21 protein-coding genes, 1 tRNA gene and 1 other RNA gene are annotated in these 25,245 nt (G+C 70.1%); 17 read left to right on the top strand and 6 right to left on the bottom strand.

Annotation, left to right across the window (positions count from 1 at the left end; genetic code table 11):
* The first annotated feature begins 49 nt into the window (after positions 1–49).
* The 4 genes from LC452_RS00705 (at position 50) to LC452_RS00690 (ending at position 4,034) form a co-directional block, all read left to right on the top strand.
* The gene (locus tag LC452_RS00705; protein ID WP_223622125.1) at positions 50–1,204 is read left to right on the top strand and encodes a cystathionine gamma-synthase; all 1,155 of its coding nucleotides are present in this window, start codon (positions 50–52) and stop codon (positions 1,202–1,204) included.
* 127 nt (positions 1,205–1,331) lie between these two features.
* The gene (locus LC452_RS00700) at positions 1,332–2,741 is read left to right on the top strand and encodes a multidrug effflux MFS transporter (RefSeq protein ID WP_374197750.1); all 1,410 of its coding nucleotides are present in this window, start codon (positions 1,332–1,334) and stop codon (positions 2,739–2,741) included.
* Between the two features lie 31 nt (positions 2,742–2,772).
* On the top strand, positions 2,773–3,405 hold the full coding sequence (locus LC452_RS00695) for a phosphatase PAP2 family protein (RefSeq protein ID WP_223622124.1): 633 nt from the start codon (positions 2,773–2,775) through the stop codon (positions 3,403–3,405).
* Between the two features lie 26 nt (positions 3,406–3,431).
* Positions 3,432–4,034 carry a GNAT family N-acetyltransferase gene (locus LC452_RS00690; RefSeq protein ID WP_223622123.1) on the top strand — a complete coding sequence of 201 codons (603 nt, stop codon included), beginning with the start codon at positions 3,432–3,434 and terminating at the stop codon, positions 4,032–4,034.
* 45 nt (positions 4,035–4,079) lie between these two features.
* On the opposite strand, the gene LC452_RS00685 is transcribed toward LC452_RS00690, so the two are convergent.
* From LC452_RS00685 to LC452_RS00675, 3 genes are all read right to left on the bottom strand, one after another.
* Complete coding sequence (locus LC452_RS00685) at positions 4,080–4,799, bottom strand: potassium channel family protein (RefSeq protein ID WP_223622122.1); 720 nt, start codon at positions 4,797–4,799, stop codon at positions 4,080–4,082.
* A gap of 115 nt (positions 4,800–4,914) precedes the next feature.
* Positions 4,915–5,002 (bottom strand) — tRNA-Ser (locus LC452_RS00680).
* Between the two features lie 50 nt (positions 5,003–5,052).
* Positions 5,053–5,409, bottom strand: coding sequence for a DUF4406 domain-containing protein (locus LC452_RS00675; RefSeq protein WP_223622121.1), 357 nt, complete (start codon positions 5,407–5,409; stop codon positions 5,053–5,055).
* A gap of 56 nt (positions 5,410–5,465) precedes the next feature.
* On the opposite strand from LC452_RS00675, the gene LC452_RS00670 reads away from it, so the two are divergent.
* The 3 genes from LC452_RS00670 to LC452_RS00660 all read left to right on the top strand — a co-directional run bounded on the left by LC452_RS00670 (position 5,466) and on the right by LC452_RS00660 (position 8,580).
* Positions 5,466–6,185, top strand: a complete 720-nt coding sequence (locus LC452_RS00670; protein ID WP_223622120.1) for a DeoR/GlpR family DNA-binding transcription regulator — start codon at positions 5,466–5,468, stop codon at positions 6,183–6,185.
* A gap of 414 nt (positions 6,186–6,599) precedes the next feature.
* A complete protein-coding gene (mpaB, locus tag LC452_RS00665; protein ID WP_263293769.1) occupies positions 6,600–7,634 on the top strand; it encodes a daptide biosynthesis RiPP recognition protein in 1,035 nt (344 codons plus the stop codon).
* Positions 7,635–7,689: 55 nt separating this feature from the next.
* Positions 7,690–8,580, top strand: a complete 891-nt coding sequence (locus LC452_RS00660; protein WP_223622118.1) for a rhodanese-related sulfurtransferase — start codon at positions 7,690–7,692, stop codon at positions 8,578–8,580.
* A gap of 7 nt (positions 8,581–8,587) precedes the next feature.
* Here the strand turns inward: LC452_RS00660 and LC452_RS00655 are convergent, their stop codons facing one another.
* From LC452_RS00655 to LC452_RS00645, 3 genes are read right to left on the bottom strand one after another with little or no spacing between them, the layout of a single operon-like run.
* Positions 8,588–10,855 (bottom strand): DUF3488 and transglutaminase-like domain-containing protein, encoded by a 2,268-nt coding sequence (locus tag LC452_RS00655; protein ID WP_223622117.1) that lies wholly within the window; start codon positions 10,853–10,855, stop codon positions 8,588–8,590.
* Positions 10,842–12,032 carry a DUF58 domain-containing protein gene (locus LC452_RS00650; protein WP_223622116.1) on the bottom strand — a complete coding sequence of 397 codons (1,191 nt, stop codon included), beginning with the start codon at positions 12,030–12,032 and terminating at the stop codon, positions 10,842–10,844. The genes LC452_RS00655 and LC452_RS00650 overlap by 14 nt, the downstream gene beginning before the upstream one ends.
* Before the next feature lie 13 nt (positions 12,033–12,045).
* Positions 12,046–13,035, bottom strand: a complete 990-nt coding sequence (locus LC452_RS00645) for a MoxR family ATPase (protein ID WP_223622115.1) — start codon at positions 13,033–13,035, stop codon at positions 12,046–12,048.
* 146 nt (positions 13,036–13,181) lie between these two features.
* Between LC452_RS00645 and ffs the strand changes: the two genes are divergently transcribed.
* The 10 genes from ffs to LC452_RS00595 all read left to right on the top strand — a co-directional run bounded on the left by ffs (position 13,182) and on the right by LC452_RS00595 (position 25,233).
* Positions 13,182–13,278, top strand: an RNA gene (gene ffs, locus LC452_RS00640) — signal recognition particle sRNA small type.
* A 75-nt stretch (positions 13,279–13,353) separates the two neighbouring features.
* Positions 13,354–13,974: a rhomboid family intramembrane serine protease gene (locus LC452_RS00635; RefSeq protein ID WP_223622114.1), complete on the top strand. Its 621-nt coding sequence runs from the start codon at positions 13,354–13,356 to the stop codon at positions 13,972–13,974.
* Complete coding sequence (locus LC452_RS00630) at positions 13,971–14,666, top strand: hypothetical protein (RefSeq protein WP_223622113.1); 696 nt, start codon at positions 13,971–13,973, stop codon at positions 14,664–14,666. Before LC452_RS00635 ends, LC452_RS00630 begins: the two co-directional genes overlap by 4 nt.
* A gap of 9 nt (positions 14,667–14,675) precedes the next feature.
* Positions 14,676–16,802: a phosphate acetyltransferase gene (gene pta, locus LC452_RS00625; RefSeq protein ID WP_223622112.1), complete on the top strand. Its 2,127-nt coding sequence runs from the start codon at positions 14,676–14,678 to the stop codon at positions 16,800–16,802.
* Positions 16,799–18,019, top strand: coding sequence for an acetate/propionate family kinase (locus LC452_RS00620; protein WP_223622111.1), 1,221 nt, complete (start codon positions 16,799–16,801; stop codon positions 18,017–18,019). The genes pta and LC452_RS00620 overlap by 4 nt, the downstream gene beginning before the upstream one ends.
* A gap of 104 nt (positions 18,020–18,123) precedes the next feature.
* Entirely contained in the window at positions 18,124–18,882 is a 759-nt protein-coding gene (locus LC452_RS00615) for an HAD family phosphatase (protein WP_223622110.1), read from the top strand.
* Positions 18,879–21,392, top strand: a complete 2,514-nt coding sequence (locus LC452_RS00610) for a glycoside hydrolase family 65 protein (RefSeq protein WP_223622109.1) — start codon at positions 18,879–18,881, stop codon at positions 21,390–21,392. Before LC452_RS00615 ends, LC452_RS00610 begins: the two co-directional genes overlap by 4 nt.
* 45 nt (positions 21,393–21,437) lie before the next feature.
* Positions 21,438–23,693 (top strand): DNA polymerase III subunit gamma and tau, encoded by a 2,256-nt coding sequence (locus LC452_RS00605; RefSeq protein ID WP_223622108.1) that lies wholly within the window; start codon positions 21,438–21,440, stop codon positions 23,691–23,693.
* Positions 23,693–24,286, top strand: a complete 594-nt coding sequence (recR, locus tag LC452_RS00600) for a recombination mediator RecR (protein ID WP_223622107.1) — start codon at positions 23,693–23,695, stop codon at positions 24,284–24,286. The genes LC452_RS00605 and recR overlap by 1 nt, the downstream gene beginning before the upstream one ends.
* On the top strand, positions 24,283–25,233 hold the full coding sequence (locus LC452_RS00595) for a DMT family transporter (protein WP_223622106.1): 951 nt from the start codon (positions 24,283–24,285) through the stop codon (positions 25,231–25,233). Before recR ends, LC452_RS00595 begins: the two co-directional genes overlap by 4 nt.
* Positions 25,234–25,245 lie beyond the last annotated feature (12 nt).

Below are 25,245 nucleotides of genomic sequence, written 5' to 3'. Positions count from 1 at the left end.
GGCGTAACAGGCCCGGCCGCCCCCGGGAGGCGGGACGTAGGCTGAGGTAATGCCCGAGCACTCCTTCGCCACCCGAGCCATCCACGCCGGTCAGGCGCCCGACCCGACCACGGGTGCGATCATCCCGCCGATCTACCAGGCCTCCACGCACGTGCAGGACGGCGTGGGAGGACTGCGCCAGGGGTTCGAGTACAACCGCTCCGGCAACCCCACGCGCTCGTCGCTCGAGACGCAGGTCGCCGCTCTCGAGGGCGGCACCGCCGCGCTGTCGTTCGCCTCGGGGCTCTCCGCGGAGGACGCGCTGCTGCGCGGCATCCTGAAGCCGGGTGACCATGTGGTGCTGGGCAACGACGTCTATGGCGGCACCTACCGCCTGCTCACCAAGGTGCTGGCGCCCTGGGGCATCGAGACGAGCACCATCGAGCTCGCCGACGTCGATGCTCTCCGCGCGGCCATCCGCCCCGAGACGAAGATCGTCTGGCTGGAGACGCCGAGCAACCCGCTGCTGAAGGTCGTGGACATCGCGCTGATCGCCGAGATCGCGCACGAGGCGGGCCTCCTCCTGGTCGTGGACAACACGTTCGCGTCCCCGGCTCTGCAGCTGCCCCTTTCTCTCGGTGCCGACTTCGTGGTGCACTCCACCACGAAGTACCTCGGCGGACACTCCGACGTGCTCGGCGGCGCGGTGGTGTTCGGCGACGACCGCTACTTCGACCAGATCAAGTTCCAGCAGTTCGCCGTCGGCGCGGTCTCGGCCCCGCTCGACGCCTGGCTGACGACCCGCGGCATCAAGACGCTCGCGGTGCGGATGCGCCAGCACTCCGAGAACGCGCAGGCGATCGCGGAGTGGGCGACCGATCGTCCGGAGTTCACCGAGGTGTTCTACCCCGGCCTCGCCTCGCACCCGGGGCACGACATCGCCGCGAAGCAGATGAGCGGGTTCGGCGGCATGCTGTCGCTCGGCCTCGCCGCCGGCGGCGACGCGGCCCGCGCCTTCGCCGAGAGCACCTCGCTGTTCGCGCTCGCCGAATCGCTCGGCGGCGTGGAATCGCTGATCGGCTACCCCTCCGACATGACCCATGCATCGGTGCGCGGCACGCCGCTCGCGGTGCCGGAGAACGTGGTGCGTCTCTCGGTCGGCATCGAGGATGCGAGCGACCTGATCGCGGACCTCGAGCAGGGGCTCGCGAGCATCGGTCGCTGACCCTTCGGGACGCCTCTTCGGCGATCTCGGCGGTGCGGACGGAGACGTCCTCCGATAGCATGGGTGCTTCCCCGGTCGAATCGTTTCGATCTCGCGCGCCCCACGCCTGACCTCCGGAAGGACCGTCGTGTCCGACGCTCCACGCACTGACTCCATCCCGACGACCCCGCAGCCCGAGCCCACTGAGACCGGCAGCATCCGCACCTCGACCGGCAGCATCCGCACCGTGACGGGCAGCATCCGCACGTCCACGGCCACCGGCGCGATCCGCACGCTCGGGAGCAACCCGGCGACCGCGCCGATCATGCTGCACCCGGGCGACGCCATCTCGCATGGTCGCCGCACCCTGTACATCATCCTTCTCGGTGCCCTCACGGCGCTCGGGCCGTTCACGATCGACCTGTACCTGCCGGCGTTCCCGGTGTTGGAGCAGGACTTCCAGACCACGTCCGCCGCGATCCAGCTGACGCTCACCGGCACGATGATCGGCTTCGCGGTCGGCCAGCTCGTGGTCGGTCCGCTCAGCGACAAGGTCGGGCGACGCGTGCCGCTGATCACCGTCACCGCGCTGCACGTGCTCGCCAGCCTCGCGGCCGCGTTCGCGCCGGACCTCGGTCTGCTCAGCGCCGCCCGCGTGCTGATGGGCATCGGCGCCGCGGCCGGCGGCGTCGTGGCCATGGCCATCGTGCGCGACCTGTTCGGCGGACGACGTCTGGTCGTGATGCTGTCGCGGCTCGCGCTGGTGTCGGGCGTGGCCCCGGTGATCGCGCCGCTGATCGGCTCGTGGCTGCTGACGCTCATGCCGTGGCGGGGCATCTTCGGTGTGCTCGCGGCCTACGGAGTGATCATGCTGCTGTCGGCGATCATCTTCGTGCCCGAGACTCTGCCCGTCGCGCGTCGTCAGGGCGGACGCGGTGGTGCGACGATGCTGCAGCGCTACAAGTCGGTGCTCACGGACCGCGTGTTCATCGGTGTGCTGATCATCGGCGGCATGAGCTTCTCCGGGCTGTTCTCCTACCTCTCGGCCTCGCCGTTCCTGTTCCAGGAGACGCACGGACTCGACGCGCAGCAGTACGGCCTGCTGTTCGCGGTCAACTCGCTCGGCGTGGTCACGGGTGTGCAGGTCGCGTCCCGCCTCGCCGCGCGCTTCGGGCCGCAGTGGGTGCTGGCCTTCTCGACGGCGGTGCTGCTGACGGCGGGTGTCGCGATCATCGTCACCGACCAGCTCGGTCTCGGCCTCTGGGGAACGGTCATCCCGCTCTTCGTGTTCATGACCGCGTGCGGGTTCACCTTCCCGAACGTGCAGGTGCTGGCACTCGACCGGCACGGCAAGGCGGCAGGAACCGCCGCATCGATCCTCGGGGCGACGAACTTCGGTGTCGCCGGACTCATCTCGCCGGTCGTCGGCTGGATCTCGCGGGATGCCGGGATCACGGCGACCACCATGGCCTCGGTCATGGTCGGCTGTGCCACGATCGGGATCCTTTCGCTGTGGCTGATCGTGCGGCCACGCACCGTCGGGATGCTCACTCCCTGAGTCCACAGGGTTCGTCGGCCATGATGGAACGATGAACAGACGGATGCTGCTGTGGTGGGGCGTCGCGTGCCTCGTGCTCGCTACGGCTCTCGGCGCCTTCGTGGTGTACGCGTACACCGAGACTCCCGGGTTCGACCGCTGGTGGAACGAGCTCATCGAGAGCATCCGCAGTGACGGGATGTACTCGTTCGCCCTGGTCCTGAACTGGATCGGCGGCGGATGGGTGGCCATCCTCGGGATACCGCTCCTCGCGATCGTCGCCCTGCTGCTCGCACGGCGCTGGCGAAGCGCCGTGTTCGCGGCCGTCTGTTTCGCGCTGAGCGCCGGCGCCGTGCAGCTGCTCAAAGAGATCTTCGGCAGGGCGCGACCCGAAGACATGCTGGTCGTGAGCGACTACGGATCGTTCCCGTCCGGGCACACCGCGAACGCCGCGACCATCGCACTCGTGCTGTGGGTGCTCTTCCCCCGGGTCTGGACGGCCATCGTCGGCGTTCTCTGGATCCTTGCGATGGCGCTCTCGCGCACCTTCCTGTCGGTGCACTGGGCGAGCGACACGCTCGGCGGCGCTCTCGTGGGCGCCGGCGTCGTGCTGGTGCTCGCCGCCTGGCTGCTGCCGTGGGTGCGGCAGCGTCGCGAGCAGGCCATCGAGGCGCCGATAGGCTGAGACTTCCGATTCATCGAGGAGTCTCCGTGTCGCACATCCGCCCGTATCGCCCTTCGGATCGCCCCGCGCTCTCCGAGATCTGCGTGAAGACGGCGGATGCCGGGGCCGATGCATCCGGCATCCTCTCGGACGACGATCTCTGGGGCGACCTCTTCGCGGTGCCCTATGTCGAACGGCATCCGGACCTCGCCTGGGTAGTGGAGACCGACGACGGACGCACGATCGGCTATATCGTGGCGACCGACGACACCGACGCCTTCTACACCTGGTTCCGCGACGAGTGGTGGCCGCCGCTCCGGGAGCGCTTCCCGCGCGTGGAAGAGCCCGCGACCCGCGAAGAGAAGATGATCGAGTACGGCTACGAGCGGATGCCGGGGATCGAGCCGAACGCGGCCGAGTATCCCGCGCACCTGCACATCGACCTGCTCCCTGAGACGCAGGGGCAGGGGCTCGGCCGCCGCCTCATGGAGACACTGTTCGCCGAGCTCACCCGTCGGGGAGTGCGTGGACTGCACCTCGGCATCGACCCGAACAACACCGGTGCGGCCGCCTTCTACGAGCGCCTCGGCATGGTGCGGCTTCCCGGCTCCGGGCACATGTACGGCGTGAAGTTCGACGAGGCCGGCTGAACCGGAACGAAACGCCCATCACGACATGCCCCGGGTGAGCAGCGACTACTTCTCGTCTCCGGCGGCTTCCAGCATCGCCCGCACCTCGCCCAGTTCTCGACGCAGTGCTTCGACTTGATCCGCGGTCGCCGTTGCCGCGGTGGAGGAGTCGAGCGAGACGCGTTCCACGATCCAGGAGGCGAGTGTCGCGGTGACGACTCCGATCAACGCGATCCCGCCGACCATGAGGCCCGCGGCGACCACCCGCCCGGTGAAGGTGACAGGGAAGTAGTCGCCGTAGCCGACCGTCGTCATGGTGACGAATGCCCACCAGAGGGCTTCGCCGAAGGTGTCGATGTTGCCTGCGCCCTGCTCGGCGTCGAGCACGGCGAGGGCGGCGATGACGATGATCAGAAGGGCAGCGCCGATCGTATAGATCGCGACTCGACCCCGCAGGACATTGCCGGCGGAACGCTGCACGAGGGCGACGACGGTGAGGAATCGCATCAGGCGCAACGGCCGGAGCATGGGAAGAGCCACGATGGCGAGGTCGAGGAGGTGCCGGTAGAACCACCGCCATCTGTGCTCCGTGATCGTGAGCCGCACCAGATAGTCGACGAGGAACATCCCCCAGGTGATCCAGATCGTCGCTTCCGCAACCGCTCCCCACGCGCCCTCGGGGCTTGTGATGATCTGACTCGCATACGCGACGAAGAATACGAGCGCGGAAATCGTCAGGGGCCATTCAACGGCTTTGGACCATCGCTCAAGTCGCTCCCCATACATCCGCCCAGATTAGCGTCGCGGCCGAACTCCTACGAGAATCGGTCGGAATGCGGCGAACGCCGGTCGAGGGAACGAAGAAGGCCCCGGTTCTCAAGAGAATCAGGGCCTTCGGTCGTGGCGGTGACGGCGGGATTCGAACCCGCGGTTGCTTGCACAACACACGCTTTCCAAGCGTGCTCCTTCGGCCGCTCGGACACGTCACCAGGAACAACCTGTTCATCTTATCCGATCGGCCGGGTGCCGCGTGACCGGGTCAGGCGGCGGGGATCTCCTGGACGCTCCGATACACGGGCAGACCGCGCTCGCGTGCGATCGCGACGTCCGTGTCGGCGCCGGCCGATTCGCCCGGCAGTCGCAGGACGGCATCGCAGTGCTGCAGGAGGCGGGCGGCCGTCTCGTACATCACGTCGTTGTCCGCGGTCTCGGTGTCGTCGAGCCCGCGGAGTGTCGGCAGCGCGACCCATTCGCCGATCATGGGCACGTGGCCGAGCCGGTGGATGGGCGCCGCGGCGGTCTCGAGGCGCTCGAGGTTGCGGCCGATCGCGGCGGGGTCGCCGCCCGTCCCGGAGCGGTAGGGGCCGGCGATCAGGATCAGGAGTGGTTTCTTCATGCGAGACACAGTAGCGTTAACCATGCAACAACGTGCAATAACAGGAAGAAGTGTGAATGCTGAGTGTGCAGCGCAAGGACCATCTCCGTGGGATCCTCTCGGCGGAGGGTCGCGTCGTCGCAAAGGCGGTCGCCGCCGAACTGGGCGTGTCGGAGGACTCGATCCGTCGCGATCTGCGCGAACTCGCTGAGGCCGGCCTGTGCATCCGCGTGTACGGCGGCGCGCTGCCCGTGCCGGCCGCCGACGCTCCTGTCGAGCAGCGACTGAGCGTGGCGACCGAAAGCAAGGAGAGGGTCGCCCGAGCGGCCGTCTCGATGATCCATCCCGGGTCGACGATCATCCTGGATGCCGGGACGACCACATTGGCGATGGCGCGGATGCTGCCGCACGGCGCCGACCTGACCGTCATCACCCCGAGTCCCGCCGTCGCGCTGACCACCCTGGAGCACTCCTCCGCCCGAGTCCTGATGATCGGCGGCGAGCTCAGCAGGCATTCCTCCGTGTCGGGAGGAGCGCTGGCGCAGGAGGCGATCGCCCGACTCGCCGCGGATGTGTTCTTCCTCGGTGCGACCGGGGTCGACCCCGTGCACGGACTGACGACCGGAGATCTCGATGATGCGGTGACGAAGCGCGCACTCGCGGCACGCAGCGCCGATGTCTTCGTCCTGGCCAGTGCGGAGAAGGTCGGCGCCGTCTCGCGATTCCCGGTGCTCGGCCTCGACGAGATCTCGGGCGTGATCTTCGATCCTCACGGCCCGCGATTCCGCGCGAGCTGAGATCTCCGCGGCGCCCGCTTCCTCCACCGCGGCGCTGCGGCTGAAATATTGCACTCGATGGATGAAATCTCTATCCTCAGGTGAGGACGTAAAGTCCTCGCATGGGGATGCGAAAGAGTCGACCGGATGATGTCTTCGCTGTCCCGGCGCGTCTTCTGGGGGACGAATCGACATGAGATCAGCGACGTCGGCGAGACGGGTTCACCACGCGGGGACCGCTGTCGCGCAGCACCGGGGCGGCCGGCCGCCGGCAGAGCGGCCTCAGGTCGCGAGGCCTGCCGACTTCGTCACCGCACCGTCAACGTCGAGAACTCCTCCGGTCGACTCCATCCCTCACGCGAGCGGGGCGCCGCCGATGACGGGCGACGGTGCCCGCCGGAAGTCCGACGACGCGAACCAGCGGGAAGTCGCGTGATGCGAGACGGCGGACGGTCAACTGAATCAGAGCAGGTCGGAGCGCGGGCGATACGCGAATGGATCACCGGACAGCGCGAAGAGTACTCCCGGGTATTCCTCGTGGAGAGCGGAGCCCCGACAGAGGGCATCCGCGAAGTGGCCGGCCGCGATGACGTGGTCCTTCTGCCGGAGACCAGCGGCCGGTACGAAGGGCCTGCTCGCGCGGTCCGCTACCGCGGCGCGTTGGATGAGATCGGCGACGAGCTGTTCCTCGGGGAGACGTCCGTCGAGGTGCAGGACTACGTCGCTGCGGTGTTCGTTCAGATCGTCGGCCCGACAGCGGTGTGCCTGCTCGACGCCGCCGGGTGGTACGCCTTCCTGACGGATGCCGAGATCGCTCGTGACACGGGCGTGTTCCCGTCGGCCCTGATCGACCCGCGGGTGCTCCTCGCAGATCGCGCCGCTCTGATGAACCCGCGTGAGCGCCTGACTCCGAGCGCCATCAGGGTTCGCTCCGACGGAAGGGTCAGCGTCGGCATGCGAGGCGAAGTCATCGGTACCTTCGAGGAATTGCCGACCGTGCTCGCCGCCCCTCTCCCCGGTGTCGCGGCGTGGGGAGACATGGCGACGCGAGAGGAGCTCGCCGCCGATCTCGAGACCCGCGAATCGATCGGGCGGTACCTCTTCGCGACGGACCTCATGAAGATGCTCCGGCTCTCGGCCGTCAAGATCTCGGGCTTCGGCTGGTCGCCTGTCGACGATCGCCTCGCAGACGCCGCACCGCTGACCACGGACCCTTTCCTGCTCGAGACGGCGGACGGATTCTTGCTCGCTGACACCGGGACTCCGCGCCGCCGGCTGCTGTCGCCGATCACTGCAACGGTGGTGGCCGTTGTCCAGACCTCGAGCACGCTCGAGGTGGCGGCCGCGCGGGTGGCTCGACAGCTCTCCGTTTCCCCGTCTGACGCACGCGGGTTGTGTCGTGAAGCTGCCGCCACGCTCAACATCCACTGCGGCACGCGACGCCGCCCTCACACGACAACCGCGACGTGAAGGAGCAGTTCCGCGGTGTTCGGGTCGGCGGAGGAAGACCGCGTAAAATCGCCGGGTGGCAACCCCGAAGATCGTCCTGTTCTACGCCTTCACCCCGCTCGCCGACCCGGAGGCCATCCGGCTCTGGCAACGCGACCTCGGCGAGGCGCTCGGTCTGCGCGGGCGCGTGCTCATCTCGAAGGACGGCATCAACGGCACGCTCGGCGGTGATGTGCGCGCGGTGAAGAAGTGGGCGCGATCCTTCCGCTCGTACGCGCCCTTCGCGGACGCCGACATCAAGTGGAGCGAGGGCACCGGGCTGGATGCCGACGAGCGCAGCCTCGACTTCCCCAAGCTCAGCGTCAAGGTGCGCGACGAGATCGTGTCGTTCGGCGCTCCCGGTGAACTGCAGGTCGACGAGAACGGCGTCGTCGGGGGTGGCACGAGACTCACGCCCGAGGCGTTGCACGAACTCATGGACGAGCGCGGCGACGACGTCGTGTTCTTCGACGGGCGCAACGCGCTCGAGGCGCAGATCGGGCGGTTCCGCGGCGCGGTGGTGCCCGACACCGAGACCACCAGGGACTTCGTGCAGCTCCTCGACTCCGGGGAGTACGACGACCTCAAGGGCAAGCCGGTCGTCACGTACTGCACCGGCGGCATCCGCTGCGAAGTGCTCTCGAGCCTGATGACCGCGCGCGGCTTCGGTGAGGTCTATCAACTCGAGGGCGGGATCGTCCGCTACGGCGAGAAGTACGGCGACGACGGCCTGTGGGAGGGGTCCCTCTACGTGTTCGACGGGCGCGGCTCGGTCGACTTCTCCGACCACGCGCAGGTCGTCGGAGAATGCGTCGGCTGCGGCGCGGCGACGAAGCGCACCGCCAACTGCCCCGACCCGTCCTGTCGCGCGCAGTTCGTCGTGTGCGACGACTGCGAGTCCGTGCCCTGCGCCGCGCACGCGGCCTGAACGTCGCTCAGGCCGTCGCGGCGGTGCCGGGGTTCCGGGTCGCGAACAGCGAGCGGGGCAGGAGCACGGCGCGCACCTGCATCGGGCGATCGACGCTGCGGCGCAGACGCGTGAGCACCGTGCTCAGCGGTGCGGCGAGATCGACGGGCTCTGCGTCCGAGCGCGCATAGTTCGCCCGCTCGACGGCATCCGTCAGCTCTTTCATCGCCGCAGCGTCCACGTCGTTCTGCCGCACCAGCTCCGCCGCCCTCATCCGCGGGGTGTCCGCATCGGACATCGGCAGCTGCAGATCGAGCAGAGTGTCGCGCAGCTCGGCCCACACCGCCGCGGGGTCTCCGCGCCGGGCGCGGCGCAGACGCAACCCGCGCTCGGTTCGCCGGATCAGGGCGGGCAGCAGCAGCAGGATGAGCACACCGGCGACCGTGAGCACCACGGGCATCGGGTCGAGGCTGCGCAGCTCTCCGGTCGCCCCGGGATCCGCTCCGGCGTCGCCGCGGTCGATCTCGGGACCTTGAGTCTCCTCGGTCTGCGGGGCCGCGGTCGGTGCCGGAGTCGCAGATCCGCCGGTTCCGCTGCCGTCGACCGTTCCCGCGCGGAACGCGGTCGGTACGCCGAGCGATGCGGTCGGCTCGAACGGGATCCAGCCGACCCCGGGGAACAGCACCTCGGGCCAGGAGTGCAGCTGGTCGCTCGACACCGAGAACACGGATTCCTCGCCGCGTTTCTCATCGGTCAGCGAACCGGGGAGGTAGCCGACGACGATGCGCGTCTGCATCCCGAGGCTCTCCGCCATCAGCGCGAACGCGCCCGCGAAGTGCACGCAGTAGCCGGACCGCTCATCGAGGAACTGCGCGACGGCTTCCGCGCCGGTGCCGTCGAAGCCCTCTTCCACCGGGGTCTCCAGCGAGTACTGGAACTCTGAGCGGAACCAGGTCTGCAGGGCGACGAGACGGTCGTAGTCGGTGCCGGAGTCCGCCGTGACCTCAGCAGCGAGCGAGGCGATGATGCCGGGCAGTTCCACCGGCTCCTCGTCGGGATCGGCGACGGGCTCCGCCGCGTCGAGGGCACGGATCTGCTCGAGGGTCGGGATGACCCGCGAGGAGCTGACGGTGTAGTCGTTGCCGGCGGCGTCCGCACTGCGCGAGACGAGCGTGCGGTTGTCGACCGCCACCCGCCAGGTGCCGCCCACGCCCTGCACGTCCGTCGCCGGATACGGCACCGGAAGCCAGGAGCTCGACATGCGGAGGATGCGGATCGATGTCGTCTGCTCCTCGGTCGCGATGTCCGCGCCCCACTCCGGCTCGCCGAAGCCGTCGCGCTGCGACTGCAGGTCGCCGCGGTCCGGCTGCCAGACGCGACCGTCGAAGCGCGACAGTGTGGTGAGGCGCAGGTACGGGGCGATGTCTCCCTTCGCCGCGACGGTCAGCACCTCGACCGGATTCGGCTGGCGCAGGTCGTCGCCGAGGCGCAGCGACGCGTCGACGGTGACCCCGACACCGGTGCCGGCGAGATTCGCGGCCACAGGGAGCGCCGGGGCGATCGCGACCGTCGCCGCGAGCGCCGCCGCGCCGACGGCGACGGCGATCGAGGTGGCGGATCGTCGAGGGGAGAGCGGATGCCGTCGCGCGGTGAAACGGAACAGGACGAGCACGAGCACGCCGAACATCGCGAACCAGACGACGTTGACATCACCGAGGGTGACGATCATCGGGATCGCGCCGATCGACCCGGTCAGCAGGGCGGCGATGACGGCGGAGCGGTGCGCCACGAGATGATCGAGGAGGATCGCGACGACGGCGAATCCGGCTCCCATGAGTGCCGCCAGCCCGGGCGAGGAGTCGAGGGGAGCGGTGCCGAAGACGATCTGCTCTCCGGCCGATGCTCCGAGCGCCGCGAAGACCGACACCGTCGCCGACGTGGGGAAGAGGCCGAGGAACGCGGTGTCGCCGGCGATGAGCTGCGTCACCACGGCGACCGCGACCACGATCTGCACGGCGAACGTCGCCAGGTCGCGCAGCCACGGACGCTGCCGCCGCAGCAGCCACCGCATCAGCATCCCGGATCCCACCGTCGTGACGACGACGAGCACGACGGTGAGCGACCACTCGCCCGCCTCGATGACGGAGGTGAACGGCCACATCGCCACGAAGGCCGCCACGGCGGCCAGCGCGCCCGGCGCGACGACACCCGACGGGTCGTCGCGGTCACGGTGCCAGCGAGGCGGCGTGCGAGGCGGCGCGCCCGCCGTCGCGCGTGCGCTCTCAGCCCGGAACATCGCCGACTCCGATCCGCGCGGAGACCGCGTCCTCCCACGCTTCGGCGACGTCCGCGCCGAGGGGCGACACGGTCCAGCCGTGCTGCCTCGCCGCGTCCGCGGCCCCGGGGAGCAGCTCGGTGCTGAACAGCATGGGCGCGGCCGCACCGGACGGGCGCAGCAGCGCCGCGTCCTCCTCGTCGAGACGGCCCGTGATGTACACGAGCGGTCCGGGCGGCGTTCCGCCGATGAGCGTCGCGAGATCACGGCTGTCACCGCGGGGACCGACCGTGGCGAGGGCGACGAGCAGCCCGTCGCGGTCGTCCTCATGGCCGCGCAGCGTGCCCAGGAGCCCGCCGGCACTGTCCATCACGTCGACGCTGTATCCCTCGGACGCCAGGTGGACGGCGGACGAGGCGCACAGCGACACCGCTGCCTCGAAGGCGGGATCGGCATCGGCGCCCGGAAGGTCCCAGTGCCGGCTGCTGCGATCGATCACGACCACGGCGTCGGGACTGGACTCCTCTTCCTCCTGCCGCACCATCAGCTGCCCGCGATGGGCCGTCGCCCGCCAGTGGATGCGGCGCATGGAGTCGCCGGGGATGTAACCGCGCGGGGACAGGTTGTCGCTGCCCTGGCCGAGTCTGCTGGACGAGGTGTGGGCCGTGCCGCCCGCAGCGCCCACTCGGACCGCGAGGGGAGCGAGCGTGAAGATCTCGGGGACCACCGTGATGCTCCGGGTGTCGCCGAAGGACTGCTCGCGCTGGGCGAGGCCGAACGGATCGACGGTGCGGAGCATGAGAGGGCCGAGGGGCCAGATCCCGCGGCGCACTCCGGTGATGAGATAGCTGAGCTGCCCGTTCTCGGGCGGATACTCTCCGCCCGAGTCTCCCGACACGGCATCCGGCAGCACGTCGTGCCAGAGTCCGTGCGGCACGCGCAGGGCCCGGAGCGTGAACCTCACCGTGACCCGCGAGGCCTCAGAGACCGTGAGCAGATCGGTGGAGATGCGCCGCGTGACCGTGCCGGACCGACGCGGCACGCGCACGGCGACGACGCAGAACAGCGTCAGCAAGGCGAGCAGCAGACCGATGTACAGCAGGATGCGGCTGCCGGCGAGGTTGGCCGCGATCATGCACCCGAGAGCCGCGACGAGCGCGCCCGTTCCGCGAAGGGTGAGGGTTCGGCGTCGGCGCATGAGCGGATCCGTGTCAGGAGCGGGTCGCGACGGGGACGCGCACCCGTTCCACGATCTGGGTGAGTGCGGCCTCGACCGGCTGCGCGCCGGCACGATGCGCACCGCGCGCCGGAAGCAGCCGGTGCGCGAGCACCGGGATCAGCAGCGCGGTGATGTCATCCGGGATCACGAAGTCGCGACCGTCGAGCGCCGCCCACACCTTCGCGGATCGGACGAGCTGCAGCGTCGCGCGCGGACTCGCACCGAGGTGGAGGTTCGGATCGGAGCGGGTGGCCTGGGCGAGCGACACCGCGTACTCCTCGAGCGCCGGAGCCACGTGCACCGAACGCGCCCAGGCGATGAGCTGCGCGATGGATGCCGCGTTCGCCACGGGGGAGACCGCGGCGAGGGGATTCACGACGTCGCGCTGGCGGAGCATGAGAGCCTCGGCGGCGGCATCCGGGTACCCCATCGAGATGCGCATCATGAACCGGTCCCGCTGGGCTTCGGGGAGTGCGTACGTCCCCTCCATCTCGAGCGGATTCTGCGTCGCGACGACGAGGAACGGCTTCGGGAGAAGGTGCGTGGCGCCGTCGACCGTGACCTGCCCCTCTTCCATCGCCTCGAGGAGCGCGGACTGGGTCTTGGGTGAGGAGCGGTTGATCTCGTCGGCGATCACGATGTGGGCGAAGATCGCACCGCGCTTGAACTCGAACTCGCGGTCGACCGGGTTGTAGACCGAGACGCCGGTGACGTCGCCGGGGAGCAGGTCGGGCGTGAACTGGATGCGACGCACCGTCGCATCGACGCTTGCCGCGAGAGCACGGGCGAGCATGGTCTTGCCGACCCCCGGGACGTCTTCGATCAGGAGGTGCCCCTCCGCCAGGAGGCAGACGAGCGCGCTGCGCACGGCATCCGGCTTTCCGTCGATCACCTGTCCGATCGAGGACAGGATCGCCGACGTCTGCGCGGCGAACTGGTCAGCGTCGATCATCACCGGGATCCGGGGGGAGTTGTCTGGCATGCGTTCCCTCTCGCGTCGGCGCTGCGATGCGCGTTACTCGATCGTAACCCTGTGCGGGGTGCACCGCTCTGGCAGGTTCCCCTGAGGATGCGGGCGCCGACACCGCACCCGATTCGAGTCATCGCGCGGGTCGGGCTAGGATGGGTGTCGGCTCTCCGCGTGGCGGCATCCAGGCCAATTCCCCCAGGGCGGAAACGCAGCAAGGGTAACCGGGCTCTGCTGGGTGCGCGGAGGGTCATTTTCTTTGCCCTCGCGCAGGATCTCCCCTCGGATGCCCATGCTCAGTCGTCTCCGGGGAACGCCTGCGACAATCAGCAGGTGACCGTCACGCCGCCCCGCAACACGTCGAATGCTTCCCACGCGCTCGGGCGCTTCGCGTCGCCGGTCGTGCTGCTCGCGCTGATGTGGCTCGTGCAGCTGCTGGACGCGATCCTGCCCGGCTCCTTCACCGGTTTCGGCCTGCGGTCGTGGGACGTCACCGGCCTCGGCGGCATCGTGCTCGGCCCGCTGCTGCACGCGAACTGGGGACATCTCATCGCGAACTCCGTGCCGTTCCTCGCGCTCGGCTGCCTCGTCGCCGTCGAGGGTGCACGACGATTCTGGGCGGTCACCGCGATCGTCGCGATCATCGGCGGGGTCGGCACCTGGCTCGTGAACGCGCCCGGCACCCTCACCGTCGGCGCCTCCGGGCTCGTGTTCGGCTACTTCGGCTACGTCGTTCTGCGCGTCTTCATGCCCGGCCGGGTCGCGCACCGCATCCTGTACGCCGTGATCGCGCTCATCGTCATCGCCCTGTACGGCGGATCGATGCTCGCCGGCGTCTTCGGAGCGGCCGAGGGCGTGTCGTGGCAGGGCCACCTCTTCGGGGCGATCGGCGGAGGAGTCGCCGCGCTCGCCGGCCGTCGGCGCCGACCGGACCGCGCCCCTCTCTCCGCATGAGCGCCCAGCGCGTCACACGGAAGGCGGCGAAGCGCCCCACCAGGAAGAAGAAGGCCGCGACGCGACGCCGGAAGCCCGGGGCCCGGCGTCACGCCGCGATCCGCCTGCGGCGCCGGCGGATATGGCGCCGGATCCTCGTGAGCGCCGGAGCCGTGGCGGTCGGGGTCGCTCTCCTCGTGCTCATCCCGCTGGGACTCGCGCGCGATCCTCAGGCCGTCTGCCTGGACGACCCGACGACGTTTCCCGAAGCGGGCATCGAGGGCTGGAGCGGCGAACAGCTCGACAATGCCGCGACCATCATCCGCACGGCATCCGCTCTGGGGTTCGCCCGCGACGGGCAGATCCTCGGCGTGATGACGGCGATGGGGGAGAGCAGCCTCCGCAACATCGACTACGGCGACTGGGAGACCAGCGGCTTCACCAACCCCGACGGCACGCGCACGACCAGCATCGGCCTCTTCCAGCAGCAGGAGTGGTGGGGCAGCGTCGAGCAGCGGATGGATCCCGCGTCCGCGGCGACGATGTTCTACGAGCGGTTGGGCCGGTTGCCCGACTGGCAGGCGCTGGAGCCGTCGCACGCGATCCACCGGGTGCAGATCAACACCGACCGCGACTACTACGCACGCTTCCAGGCGGACGCCACCGCGATCGTCGATACCCTGTCCGCTTCCTGCACAGCGGACCCCGCCTAAGCTGAACCCGTGGCGCGGAGCATCTACGTAACCTCGGCCGAAGGCCATTCCGGAAAATCCACGATCGCCCTCGGGGCGCTCGACGCCTTGATGCGCGTCTCTCCGCGGGTGGGGGTGTTCCGTCCCATCGCCCGCTCGGTCACCGAACGCGACGAGATCCTCGATCTGATGCTCGCGCACGACGGCGTGCATCTCGATTACGACGACTGCATCGGCGTCACCTACGACGACGTCCGCCGCGATCCCGATGCGGCCCTGTCGACCATCGTCGCCCGCTTCAAGGCCGTCGAGGCGCAGTGCGATTCTGTCGTGATCATCGGCAGCGACTACACCGATGTCGCGAGTCCGGCCGAGCTCGGCTACAACGCCCGCATCGCTGCGAACCTCGGCGCCCCCGTGCTGCTCGTGCTCAGCGGACGCGACCAGCAGCGCCAGGCCGAGCAGCTGGGCACCACGACGGCGCGCACCGGGTCGGCCGTCAGCCAGATCGCCGCGCTCGCCCTGTCGGAGCTCGCGGCCGAGCGCGCCGAGCTGTTCGCCGTCGTCGTCAACCGGGCGGATCCCGCAGCCCTCGACGACATCATCGCCGAGGTCTCCGGAGCCCTACCCGAGGCCGGGACGCCGGTGTGGGCGATCCCCGAGGACCGTGCGCTGGTGGCGCCCTCGATCCGCAGCATCCTCGCCGCCGTCGACGGAAAGCTCCTCAAGGGCGACGACGACAGGCTCGGCCGCGAGGCGCTGACGATCGTCGTCGCCGGCATGTCGATGGTGAACGTGCTTCCGCGGCTCACCGAGGAGGCGGTCGTGGTGATCCCCGCCGACCGCACCGAGGTGCTGCTCGCCGCCCTGCTCGCCGACTCCTCGGGCACGTTCCCGCGCATCGCGGGCATCATCCTCAACGGCCCCTTCCCGCTGCCGGAGCCGATCGTGCGCCTTCTCGACGGCTTCTCGTCGTCGGTGCCGATCATCACCACCGATCTGGGCACGTACGACACCGCGGTGCGGGTCATGGGCACGCGCGGCCGCATCTCGCCGGATTCCCGCGCGCGCTACGACCGCGCGCTGGGGCTGTTCCAGACGCACGTCGACATCGCCGAGCTCACCACGCAGCTGGGGCTGGCGGAGTCGCGTGTCGTGACTCCGCTGATGTTCGAGTACGGGCTCATCGAGCGCGCCAGGGCCGACCGGCGACGGATCGTCCTCCCCGAGGGCGACGACGACCGCATCCTCCGCGCCGCCGCCACCCTGCTCGCGCGGGAGGTCGCCGACCTGACCATCCTCGGCGAGGAGTCGTCGGTGCGGGCGCGGGCCATCGAGCTCGGCGTCGACATCACGGCGGCGCAGGTGCTCAGCACGACCGATCCCGAGATGGTCGAGCGCTTCGCGGCCGAATACGCGAGGCTGCGGGCACACAAGGGCATCACGCTCGCGCAGGCGGCCGACACCGTGACCGACGTGTCGTACTTCGGCACGATGATGGTGCACCTCGGCCTCGCCGACGGCATGGTCTCGGGCGCCGCCCACACCACGGCGCACACGATTCGCCCGTCGTTCGAGATCATCAAGACGAAGCCCGGGGTGAACGTCGTCTCCAGCGTCTTCCTGATGGCGCTGGCCGACCGGGTGCTGGTCTACGGCGACTGCGCCGTGATCCCCGATCCGACCAGCGAGCAGCTCGCCGACATCGCGATCTCCTCCGCGGCGACGGCCACCCAGTTCGGCATCGATCCGCGCATCGCGATGCTCTCGTACTCGACGGGGGAGTCCGGATCGGGCGCCGACGTCGACAAGGTGCGCGCGGCGACCGCGCTGGTGCGCGAGCGGGCGCCCGAGCTGCTGGTGGAGGGGCCGATCCAGTACGACGCGGCCGCCGATGCCGCCGTCGCGAAGGCCAAGCTCCCGGACTCGGCTGTGGCCGGGCGGGCGACCGTGTTCGTGTTCCCCGACCTCAACACCGGCAACAACACCTACAAGGCGGTGCAGCGCTCCGCGGGCGCCGTCGCCATCGGACCGGTGCTGCAGGGGCTGAACAAGCCGATCAACGACCTCTCCCGAGGCGCGCTCGTCGACGACATCGTGAACACCGTCGCGATCACGGCGATCCAGGCGCAGAGCACCGAGGGCGGCGCGGCATGAGCGCGATCCTCGTCATCAACAGCGGATCCTCGTCGCTGAAGTACAGCCTGATCGACGTCGACAGTGAGAACGAGCTCGCCGGCGGACTCATCGAGCGGATCGGTCAGGACCTGAGCCCCGTCGCGCACACGGTGCGCCCGGAGACGCGAGCGGATGCCGTGCCGACGATGCTCGACGCGACCTACCGCAGCGAACGGCCCGTCGCCGACCATCATGACGCGTTCGCCGTGATGCTCGAGCAGTTCTCGGCCCACGGTCCGTCGCTGGAGGAGCGCCCACCGGTCGCCGTCGGGCACCGGGTCGTGCACGGTGGCGCCCGCTTCTTCGCACCGACGCGCATCGACGCCGACGTCGAGCGGCAGATCGATGAGCTCGCCGTGCTCGCGCCACTGCACAATCCTGCGAACCTGGCCGGCATCCGCGCCGCGAAGGCCGTGTTCACGGACGTGCCGCACGTCGCCGTGTTCGACACCGCTTTCCACCAGACGCTGCCGCCTGCCGCCTACACCTACGCGATCGACGCCGCGCTGGCCGTGGAGCACCGGGTGCGTCGCTACGGCTTCCACGGCACGAGCCACCAGTACGTGAGCGAGAAGGCCGCCGCGTTCCTCGGACGCGACCTCGCCGACCTCCGTCAGATCGTCTTCCACCTGGGGAACGGCGCCTCCGTCACGGCGATCGACGGAGGCCGCTCGGTCGAGACGTCGATGGGTCTCACCCCCCTCGAAGGCCTCGTCATGGGCACGCGCTCCGGGGACCTCGACCCCGCCGCCCTCGTGCACCTGTCCCGTCGCGCCGGGCTCTCGATCGACGACCTCGACACGTTGCTCAACAGTCGCAGCGGACTTCTCGGCCTCGCCGGGCGCAGCGACATGCGCGACATCCTCACCGGCGTCGACGAGGGGGAGGAGGCGGCGACTCTCGCCTTCGAGGTGTACATCCACCGACTGCGCGCCTATGCCGGCGCCTACATCGCCCAGCTCGGCGGCGTCGACGTCATCTCCTTCACCGCGGGCGTCGGCGAGAACGCCGCGCGCGTGCGAGCCGGCGCACTGGCGACCCTCGGATTCGCCGGTGTGGAGGTCGATCCGCAGCGCAACGAGGCACGTGATCGCGGCGTCCGTCGGATCTCCACCGACGCGTCACGCGTGACCGTTCTTGTGGTCCCGACGAACGAGGAACTGCAGATCGCCCGTCAGACCGCCGTGCTGCTCTGATCGGATGACGCGCGGGGGTTACCCGACCGCGCCGCGCGCCATTACGCTTGCACAGTGGCACGGAGAGGTGCCGGACAACCATCGCTCTTCTCCTGGAGGCTCCTGTGCCAGAAGCCCTGCCCGATCTGCTCCACGCCGACGGTGTGCTCTTCGACCTCGACGGCGTGCTCACGCCGACGGCCGAGGTGCACATGCGGGCGTGGAAAGTCGTCTTCGACGACGTCTTCGAGCGGTGGGGCATCACGCCTCCCTACACGGATGCCGACTACTACGACTTCGTCGACGGCAAGAAGCGCTACGACGGTGTCGCCAGCCTGATGCAGAGCCGCAACGTCGAGGTGCCCTGGGGCGACGTGGACGACGACCCCGAGGCCGAGACGATCTGCGGCATCGGCAATCGCAAGAACGCGGCGTTCGCGGCGTCGCTGCGCGCTGAGGGGATCGAACCGTACTCGGGTTCACTCGCGGTCGTCGAGCAGCTGCACGCGGCCGGCGTACCTCTCGGCGTGGTGTCGAGCTCGAAGAACGCCGAAGAGGTGCTCGGCGCCTCCGGCATCCGCTCGTTCTTCCGGATCGTGGTGGACGGCGTCGTCGCCGAGCGCGACGGCCTCGCCTCCAAGCCCGCCGCCGACATGTTCGCCGTCGGTGCAGCGGCCCTCGGCGTCGACCCCGCCCGCTCCGTCGCCGTCGAAGACGCGACGTCGGGTGCCGCATCCGCCGCCGCAGCCGGCTTCGCGATCGTCGTCGGCGTCGACCGCGGCACGGGCGCTGAAGCCCTGCGCGATGCCGGAGCCACCGTCGTCGTGGACGATCTCGACGCCTTCCTTCCCGTCACCCGCACCAGCACCCCGGAGACCGCATGATCGACCGCGACCGCTTCCCCGTCGACCCATGGCGTCTCATCGAGACGAGCTACTCCGAGGAGGGCGTGGGCGAGACGCTGTTCTCCGTCGGCAACGGCTACCTCGGCCTGCGCGGCAACCACATCGAAGGCCGCGGTGCGCATGAGCACGGCACCTTCATCAACGGTCTTCACGAGACGTGGCCGATCCGTCATGCCGAGCAGGCCTACGGCTTCGCCGAGGTCGGCCAGACCATCGTCAACGCCCCCGACGCGAAGATCATGCGCGTCTACGTCGACGACGAGCCGATGTCCTTCGACGAGGCGGACGTGCGCGAGTACCAGCGCACCCTCGACATGCGCACCGGCGTGCTGGAGCGGCTCGTGGTGTGGGAGACGCCGTCCGGCAAGCGCGTCCGCATCCGCGACGAGCGCATCGTCAGCTTCGAGGAGCGGCACCTCGCGATCCTCCGCCTCGAGGTCACGGTCGAGAACTCCGACGCCCCGGTGACGATCAGCTGCCAGCTGCTCAACCGTCAGGACGGCGGCAACGTCTACGCCGGCACGCCCGTCCCGGCGCAGAAGAAGAAGGCCGCCTTCGACCCCCGGAAGGCCGAGAAGATCGCCGACCGCGTGCTCGAGCCCGCCGAGTACTGGCAGGACGGTCTCCGTGCCACGCTGTCGTACCAGGTCGCGGACTCCGGCATGACGGTCGCCGTGGTCGCCGATCACATCATCGAGACCGAGAACGAGTACAGCGCTCGGCAGCTCGTCGAGCCCGACATCGCCAAGAACGTGTTCCGCGTGCAGGCGAAGGCCGGTGTCCCGATCCGCATCACCAAGCTCGTGAGCTACCACACCTCCCGCGGCGTCCCCCCGCGCGAGCTCGTCGACCGCTGCCGCCGCTCACTCGACCGCGTCGCGGTGGAGGGCGTCGAGACGCAGTTCCGGCAGCAGGAGAAGTGGCTCGACGCGTTCTGGGAGCGCAGCGACGTGCAGATCGGCGGCCGCGACGACGTGCAGCAGGCGACCCGCTGGTGCCTGTTCCAGCTCGCACAGGCGTCGGCCCGCGCCGACGGCACCGGCGTCCCGGCGAAGGGCGTCTCCGGCTCGGGATACAGCGGACACTACTTCTGGGACACCGAGATCTACGTGCTCCCGTTCCTCACGTACACGTCGCCGCAGTGGGCGCGCAACGCGCTGCGCGCGCGCGTGCAGATGCTCCCGGCGGCGCGCCGACGCGCCGCGCAGCTCAACGAGGCCGGAGCGCTGTTCCCATGGCGCACCATCAACGGCGAAGAGGCCTCGGCCTACTACGCCGCCGGCACCGCGCAGTACCACATCAACGCCGACGTCAGCTTCGCGCTCGGCAAGTACGTGCGGGCGACGGGCGACGAGGACTTCCTGCGGCGCGAAGGCGCCGACATCGCCATCGAGACCGCGCGCCTGTGGGCGACCCTCGGCTTCTGGCGCGGTTCGCGCCTCGTGGAGGAGCCCGGCGCCGGAGACGGCATCGAGACCTTCCACATCCACGGCGTCACCGGCCCCGACGAGTACACGACGGTCGTCAACGACAACCTGTACACGAACGTGATGGCGCGATACAACCTGCGTTACGCGGCGCGGATCGTCCGCGAGATCCAGGAGACCTACCCCGAGGACTACACGCGGCTCGTCGAGCGCACGGGCCTCGGATCGGGTGAGGCGGAGGCCTGGGATCGTGCCGCGGAGGCCATGTTCATCCCGTACAGCGAGAGCCTCGGCATCCACCCGCAGGACTCGCTGTTCCTCGAGCGCGAGGTCTGGGACCTCGTGCAGACGCCTGCCGATCAGCGGCCGCTGCTGCTGCACTTCCACCCGCTGGTGATCTATCGGTTCCAGGTTCTCAAGCAGGCCGACGTCGTGCTGGCCCTGTTCCTGCAGGGCAACCACTTCACGCCCGAGGAGAAGCGGGCCGACTTCGACTACTACGACCCGCTGACCACGGGAGACTCGACGCTGTCCGCCGTCGTGCAGTCGATCCTCGCGGCCGAGGTCGGGTATCAGGACCTCGCCCAGCGGTACTTCGAGCAGTCCCTGTTCGTCGACCTCCACGACCTGCACCACAACGCGGCCGACGGCGTGCACGTCGCGTCGGCCGGCGGCGTCTGGACGGCTCTCGTCTGCGGTTTCGGCGGTATGCGCGACTATGCCGGGGAGCTCAGCTTCGACCCGCGCCTTCCGGCGGAATGGCCCTCGCTGTCGTTCCCGCTGCAGTGGCAGGGATCGGTCGTGCAGGTCACCGTGACGAAGGACGAGCTGCAGCTGCGGGTGCGCAGCGGGGCGCCGGTGCCGTTCACGGTGCGCGACGTCGCGTACATCGCGACGGTCGACGAGGCCGTCGTGGTGCCGCTCGCGGACCAGGGCCCGCTGATCCCCGGACGACCCACGCTGCGGCAGTTCGCCGACGCTCTGCGGGAGGACGGCACGAGGCTCTCGGCATCGGTTCCGGTCATCACCACGGCGATCCCGATCATCGAGCCGATCGACTGATCGGGTGACCCGCCGAACGTCGGTGGCACGCCGTAGGCTGTTGAGGTGACCACAGCCCTCTATCGCCGCTACCGGCCCGAGACGTTCGGCGAGATGATCGGGCAGTCGCAGGTGACCGACCCGCTGATGACCGCGCTGCGCGGAGACCGCGTCGGGCACGCCTACCTGTTCTCCGGGCCGCGCGGCTGCGGCAAGACGACGTCCGCGCGCATCCTCGCCCGCTGCCTGAACTGCGCGGCCGGGCCGACCGACACGCCCTGCGGCACCTGCGACAGCTGCGTCGAGCTGTCCCGCGCGGGTGGAGGATCGCTCGACGTCGTCGAGATCGACGCCGCGAGCCACAACGGCGTCGACGACGCGCGCGACCTGCGCGAGCGGGCGACGTTCGCGCCGAGCCGCGACCGGTACAAGATCTTCATCCTCGACGAGGCGCACATGGTGACCCCGCAGGGCTTCAACGCCCTGCTGAAGCTCGTCGAAGAGCCGCCCGAGCACGTGAAGTTCATCTTCGCGACCACCGAGCCCGAGAAGGTGCTCGGCACCATCCGCTCGCGCACCCATCACTACCCGTTCCGGCTCGTGCCGCCCGCGGCGATGCTCGAGTACGTCGCGAAGCTCTGCGGCGAAGAGGGGGTCATCGTCGAGCAGGGCGTGCTGCCGCTCGTCGTACGGGCCGGCGGAGGCTCGCCCCGCGACACGCTGTCGCTGCTCGACCAGCTCATCGCGGGGTCCGACGCCCCGGCCGGCTCCGACACCGTGACGGTCGGCTACGCGCGCGCCGTCTCACTGCTCGGGTACACGCACGGCGCGCTGCTCGACGAGATCGTCGACGCGCTCGCCGCGGGCGACGCCGCTGCGGCCTTCCCCGCCATCGACCGCGTCGTGCAGACCGGACAGGATCCGCGCCGCTTCGTCGATGACCTGCTCGAGCGCCTCCGCGACCTCATCGTGATCGCGGCGGTGGGCGCCGGTGCATCCGCCGTGCTGCGCGGCATCGCGGAAGACGATCTCGAGCGCATGCGCGGTCAGGCGGCCGCCTTCGGTTCCGCGCGACTGTCGCGCACGGCCGACGTCGTCAGCGCGGCTCTCGACGATATGACCGGCGCGACCTCGCCGCGTCTGCACCTCGAACTGATGGTGGCCCGCGTGCTCGCCGCAGCGACGGATGCCGGGGCTCCGGCCGCCGCGCCGGCCGCAGCCCCTGCGCGCGCGGTGGCTCCTGCCGCCGGGCGCGCTCCCGCTGCTCCGGCTCCTGCCGCCCGCGAGCAGGCACCTGTCGCGGCACCGGCGCCTGCCGCGGCGTCGCCCGCTGCGCCCGAGCCGGTCGCGGCTGTCGAGCCGCCTGCGGCCGAATCCGCCGAGCAGCCCGCGGTCGTCGAAGCCGCGGCAGCGACCGAGACCCCCGCTGCCGCCGCCCAGGCCGCAGCTCCCGCGGAACCCGCTCCCACGGGTCCGGTGACCTTCGAGTCGATCACCGCGGCCTGGCCCGCCGTGCTCGGGCGTCTCGAGGGAATCAGCCGCACATCGTGGCTGCTCGCGACCGCGGTCCAGCCGCTCGCGTACGTCACCGAGAACGATGTGCTGACGCTCGGCTTCACCAGCCAGCACGACGTGGCGAAGTTCAAGGGCACGACGCCGGGGTCCGGTCCGTCCGATCACCTGCGCACCGCGATCGAGCACGAGCTCGGCGTGCGGGTGAAGTACGTGCCGGCGCCCATGCCGTCCGGCGGCGCACCCCGGCAGCCGGCAGCGTCCGCTCCGCCTGCGGCCGCCGATTCCGCACCCGCATCGGAGCCTGCGTCAGCGGGTTCCTCCCGCCCGCAGTCCCGCGGCGCAGCGGCATCCTCCGTCACTGAGTGGGCCGTCGCCTCCATCCCGACGGCCGCCGAGCCGCCGAGCGAAGCGGCCGCACAGGCGTCCCCGCTGCCCGTCGACGACGAGCCGGAAGAGGTGGAGGCCGCGGCATCCGCACCGCTCCCGCCGGCGGACGGCGCCGTCGATCGCGATGAGCCGCCCCTGCCCGGCGACGACGAGGCGCCGTTCGACGACGAGCCGCCGTACGACCCGTCCTACGAGCCGCCCGCAGCACGCCAGGCGGCCCCGGCAGCTCACGCGTCGACGCCCGCATCGGCACCCGCTGCTCCGCGTGCGCAGCGTGCGGCGTCTGCTGCTCCCGTGGTCACCGAACGCGCGCCCTCCGTCGGGGGAGTGCAGCGCTACGGTGAGGCCGTGATCCGCCAGGTGCTCGGCGCGACGTTCGTGCGCGAAGAGCCCTACGAGCCCCCGACGAGGTTCTCCTGATGTACGACGGCATCGTTCAGGAACTGATCGACGAATTCGGTCGGCTCCCCGGCATCGGGCCGAAGTCGGCTCAGCGCATCACGTTCCACATCCTGCAGACGCCCACGTTCGACGTGGCCCGCCTCGCCGAGCTCCTCTCCGAGATCCGCACCCGCGTGCGCTTCTGCGAGGTGTGCGGCAACGTCGCCGAACAGGAGCGCTGTGCGATCTGCCGCGATCCGCGACGCAGCCAGGCGCTGATCTGCGTCGTCGAAGACGCGAAAGACGTCGCCGCCATCGAGCGCACGCGCGAGTTCCGCGGGCTGTACCACGTGCTCGGCGGAGTGATCAGCCCGATCGCCGGCATCGGCCCCGACGACCTGCGCATCGCCCAGCTGATGACGCGCCTCGCCGACGGCAGCGTGCAGGAGGTCATCCTCGCGACCAACCCCAACCTCGAGGGCGAGGCCACGGCGAGCTACCTCAGCCGACTGCTGACCACGATGCAGATCACCGTCTCGCGGCTGGCGTCCGGCCTGCCCGTCGGCGGCGACCTCGAGTACGCCGACGAGGTCACGCTCGGTCGCGCCTTCGAGGGCCGGCGGGTCCTGTGAACCCGCAAGGGGGCTTCACTCGTCGCGGATGGCTGCTCTTCGGAGCGATGGCGCTGCTGTGGGGCGTGCCGTACCTGTTCATCAGCATCGCGGTCGAGTCGCTCTCGCCTCCCGCGATCGTGGCCGGTCGCACGCTCATCGCGGCACTCCTGCTGCTGCCGTTCGCGCTCCGCGGGGGAGCGCTGCGCGCCGCCTGGAAGCACTGGCCCTGGGTGCTCGCCTTCGGCCTCGTCGAGATGGCGGGTCCGTTCGTCCTGCTGGGGCACGCCGAGATGACGCTGCCCTCGGGCATGACCGGACTGCTCGTCGCCACGGTGCCGCTGTTCGCCGCGCTCATCGCCCTCGGCGGCGGCGACCGCGGTGTGCTGCGCCCCACGCGCGGGATCGGCCTGCTCGTCGGCTTCATCGGCGTCGCGATCGTGGTCGCCGGCCCCGGGCTGTTCGGCGGCGACATCAGCCTCCTCGCCGCCGGCGAGGTGCTGCTCGTCGCGATCCTCTACGCCATCGCGCCCTTCATCGTCGCTCGCAAGCTCGGCGATGTGCCCTCTCTCGGCACCATCACGCTGTCGCTGCTGATGATCGGCATCATCTACCTCCCGATCGGTCTGCTCACCCAGCACGAGGTGCCGACCCTGCCGTCACTCGGAGCCCTTCTCGCGCTGGCCGTGATCTGCACCGCGGTGGCCTTCCTCGCGTTCTTCGCCCTGATCCGCGAGGTCGGTCCCGTGCGCGCGCCGCTCTTCACCTACGTCAACCCCGTCGTCGCGATCGTCCTCGGCGCGATCGTCCTCGCCGAGCCCCTGACGCCGGGCCTGCTCATCGGCTTCCCGCTGATCATCGTCGGATGCTGGTTCGCCGCGACGGGCGGTCGGCTGCGGCCGGCGGCAGCCGATGGTGCGCGCGCGTCCGCCGAGCTTCCCTCCACCACCCTGCCGCCCGCTCCCTGAGTGCTCCGGCCC

The sequence above is a fragment of the Microbacterium sp. EST19A genome (assembly GCF_019969685.1).
In the GTDB taxonomy this organism is placed as follows: domain Bacteria; phylum Actinomycetota; class Actinomycetes; order Actinomycetales; family Microbacteriaceae; genus Microbacterium.
The sequence above is the reverse complement of the archived record's forward strand: the minus strand, read 5'-3'. Positions and strand labels throughout refer to the sequence as shown.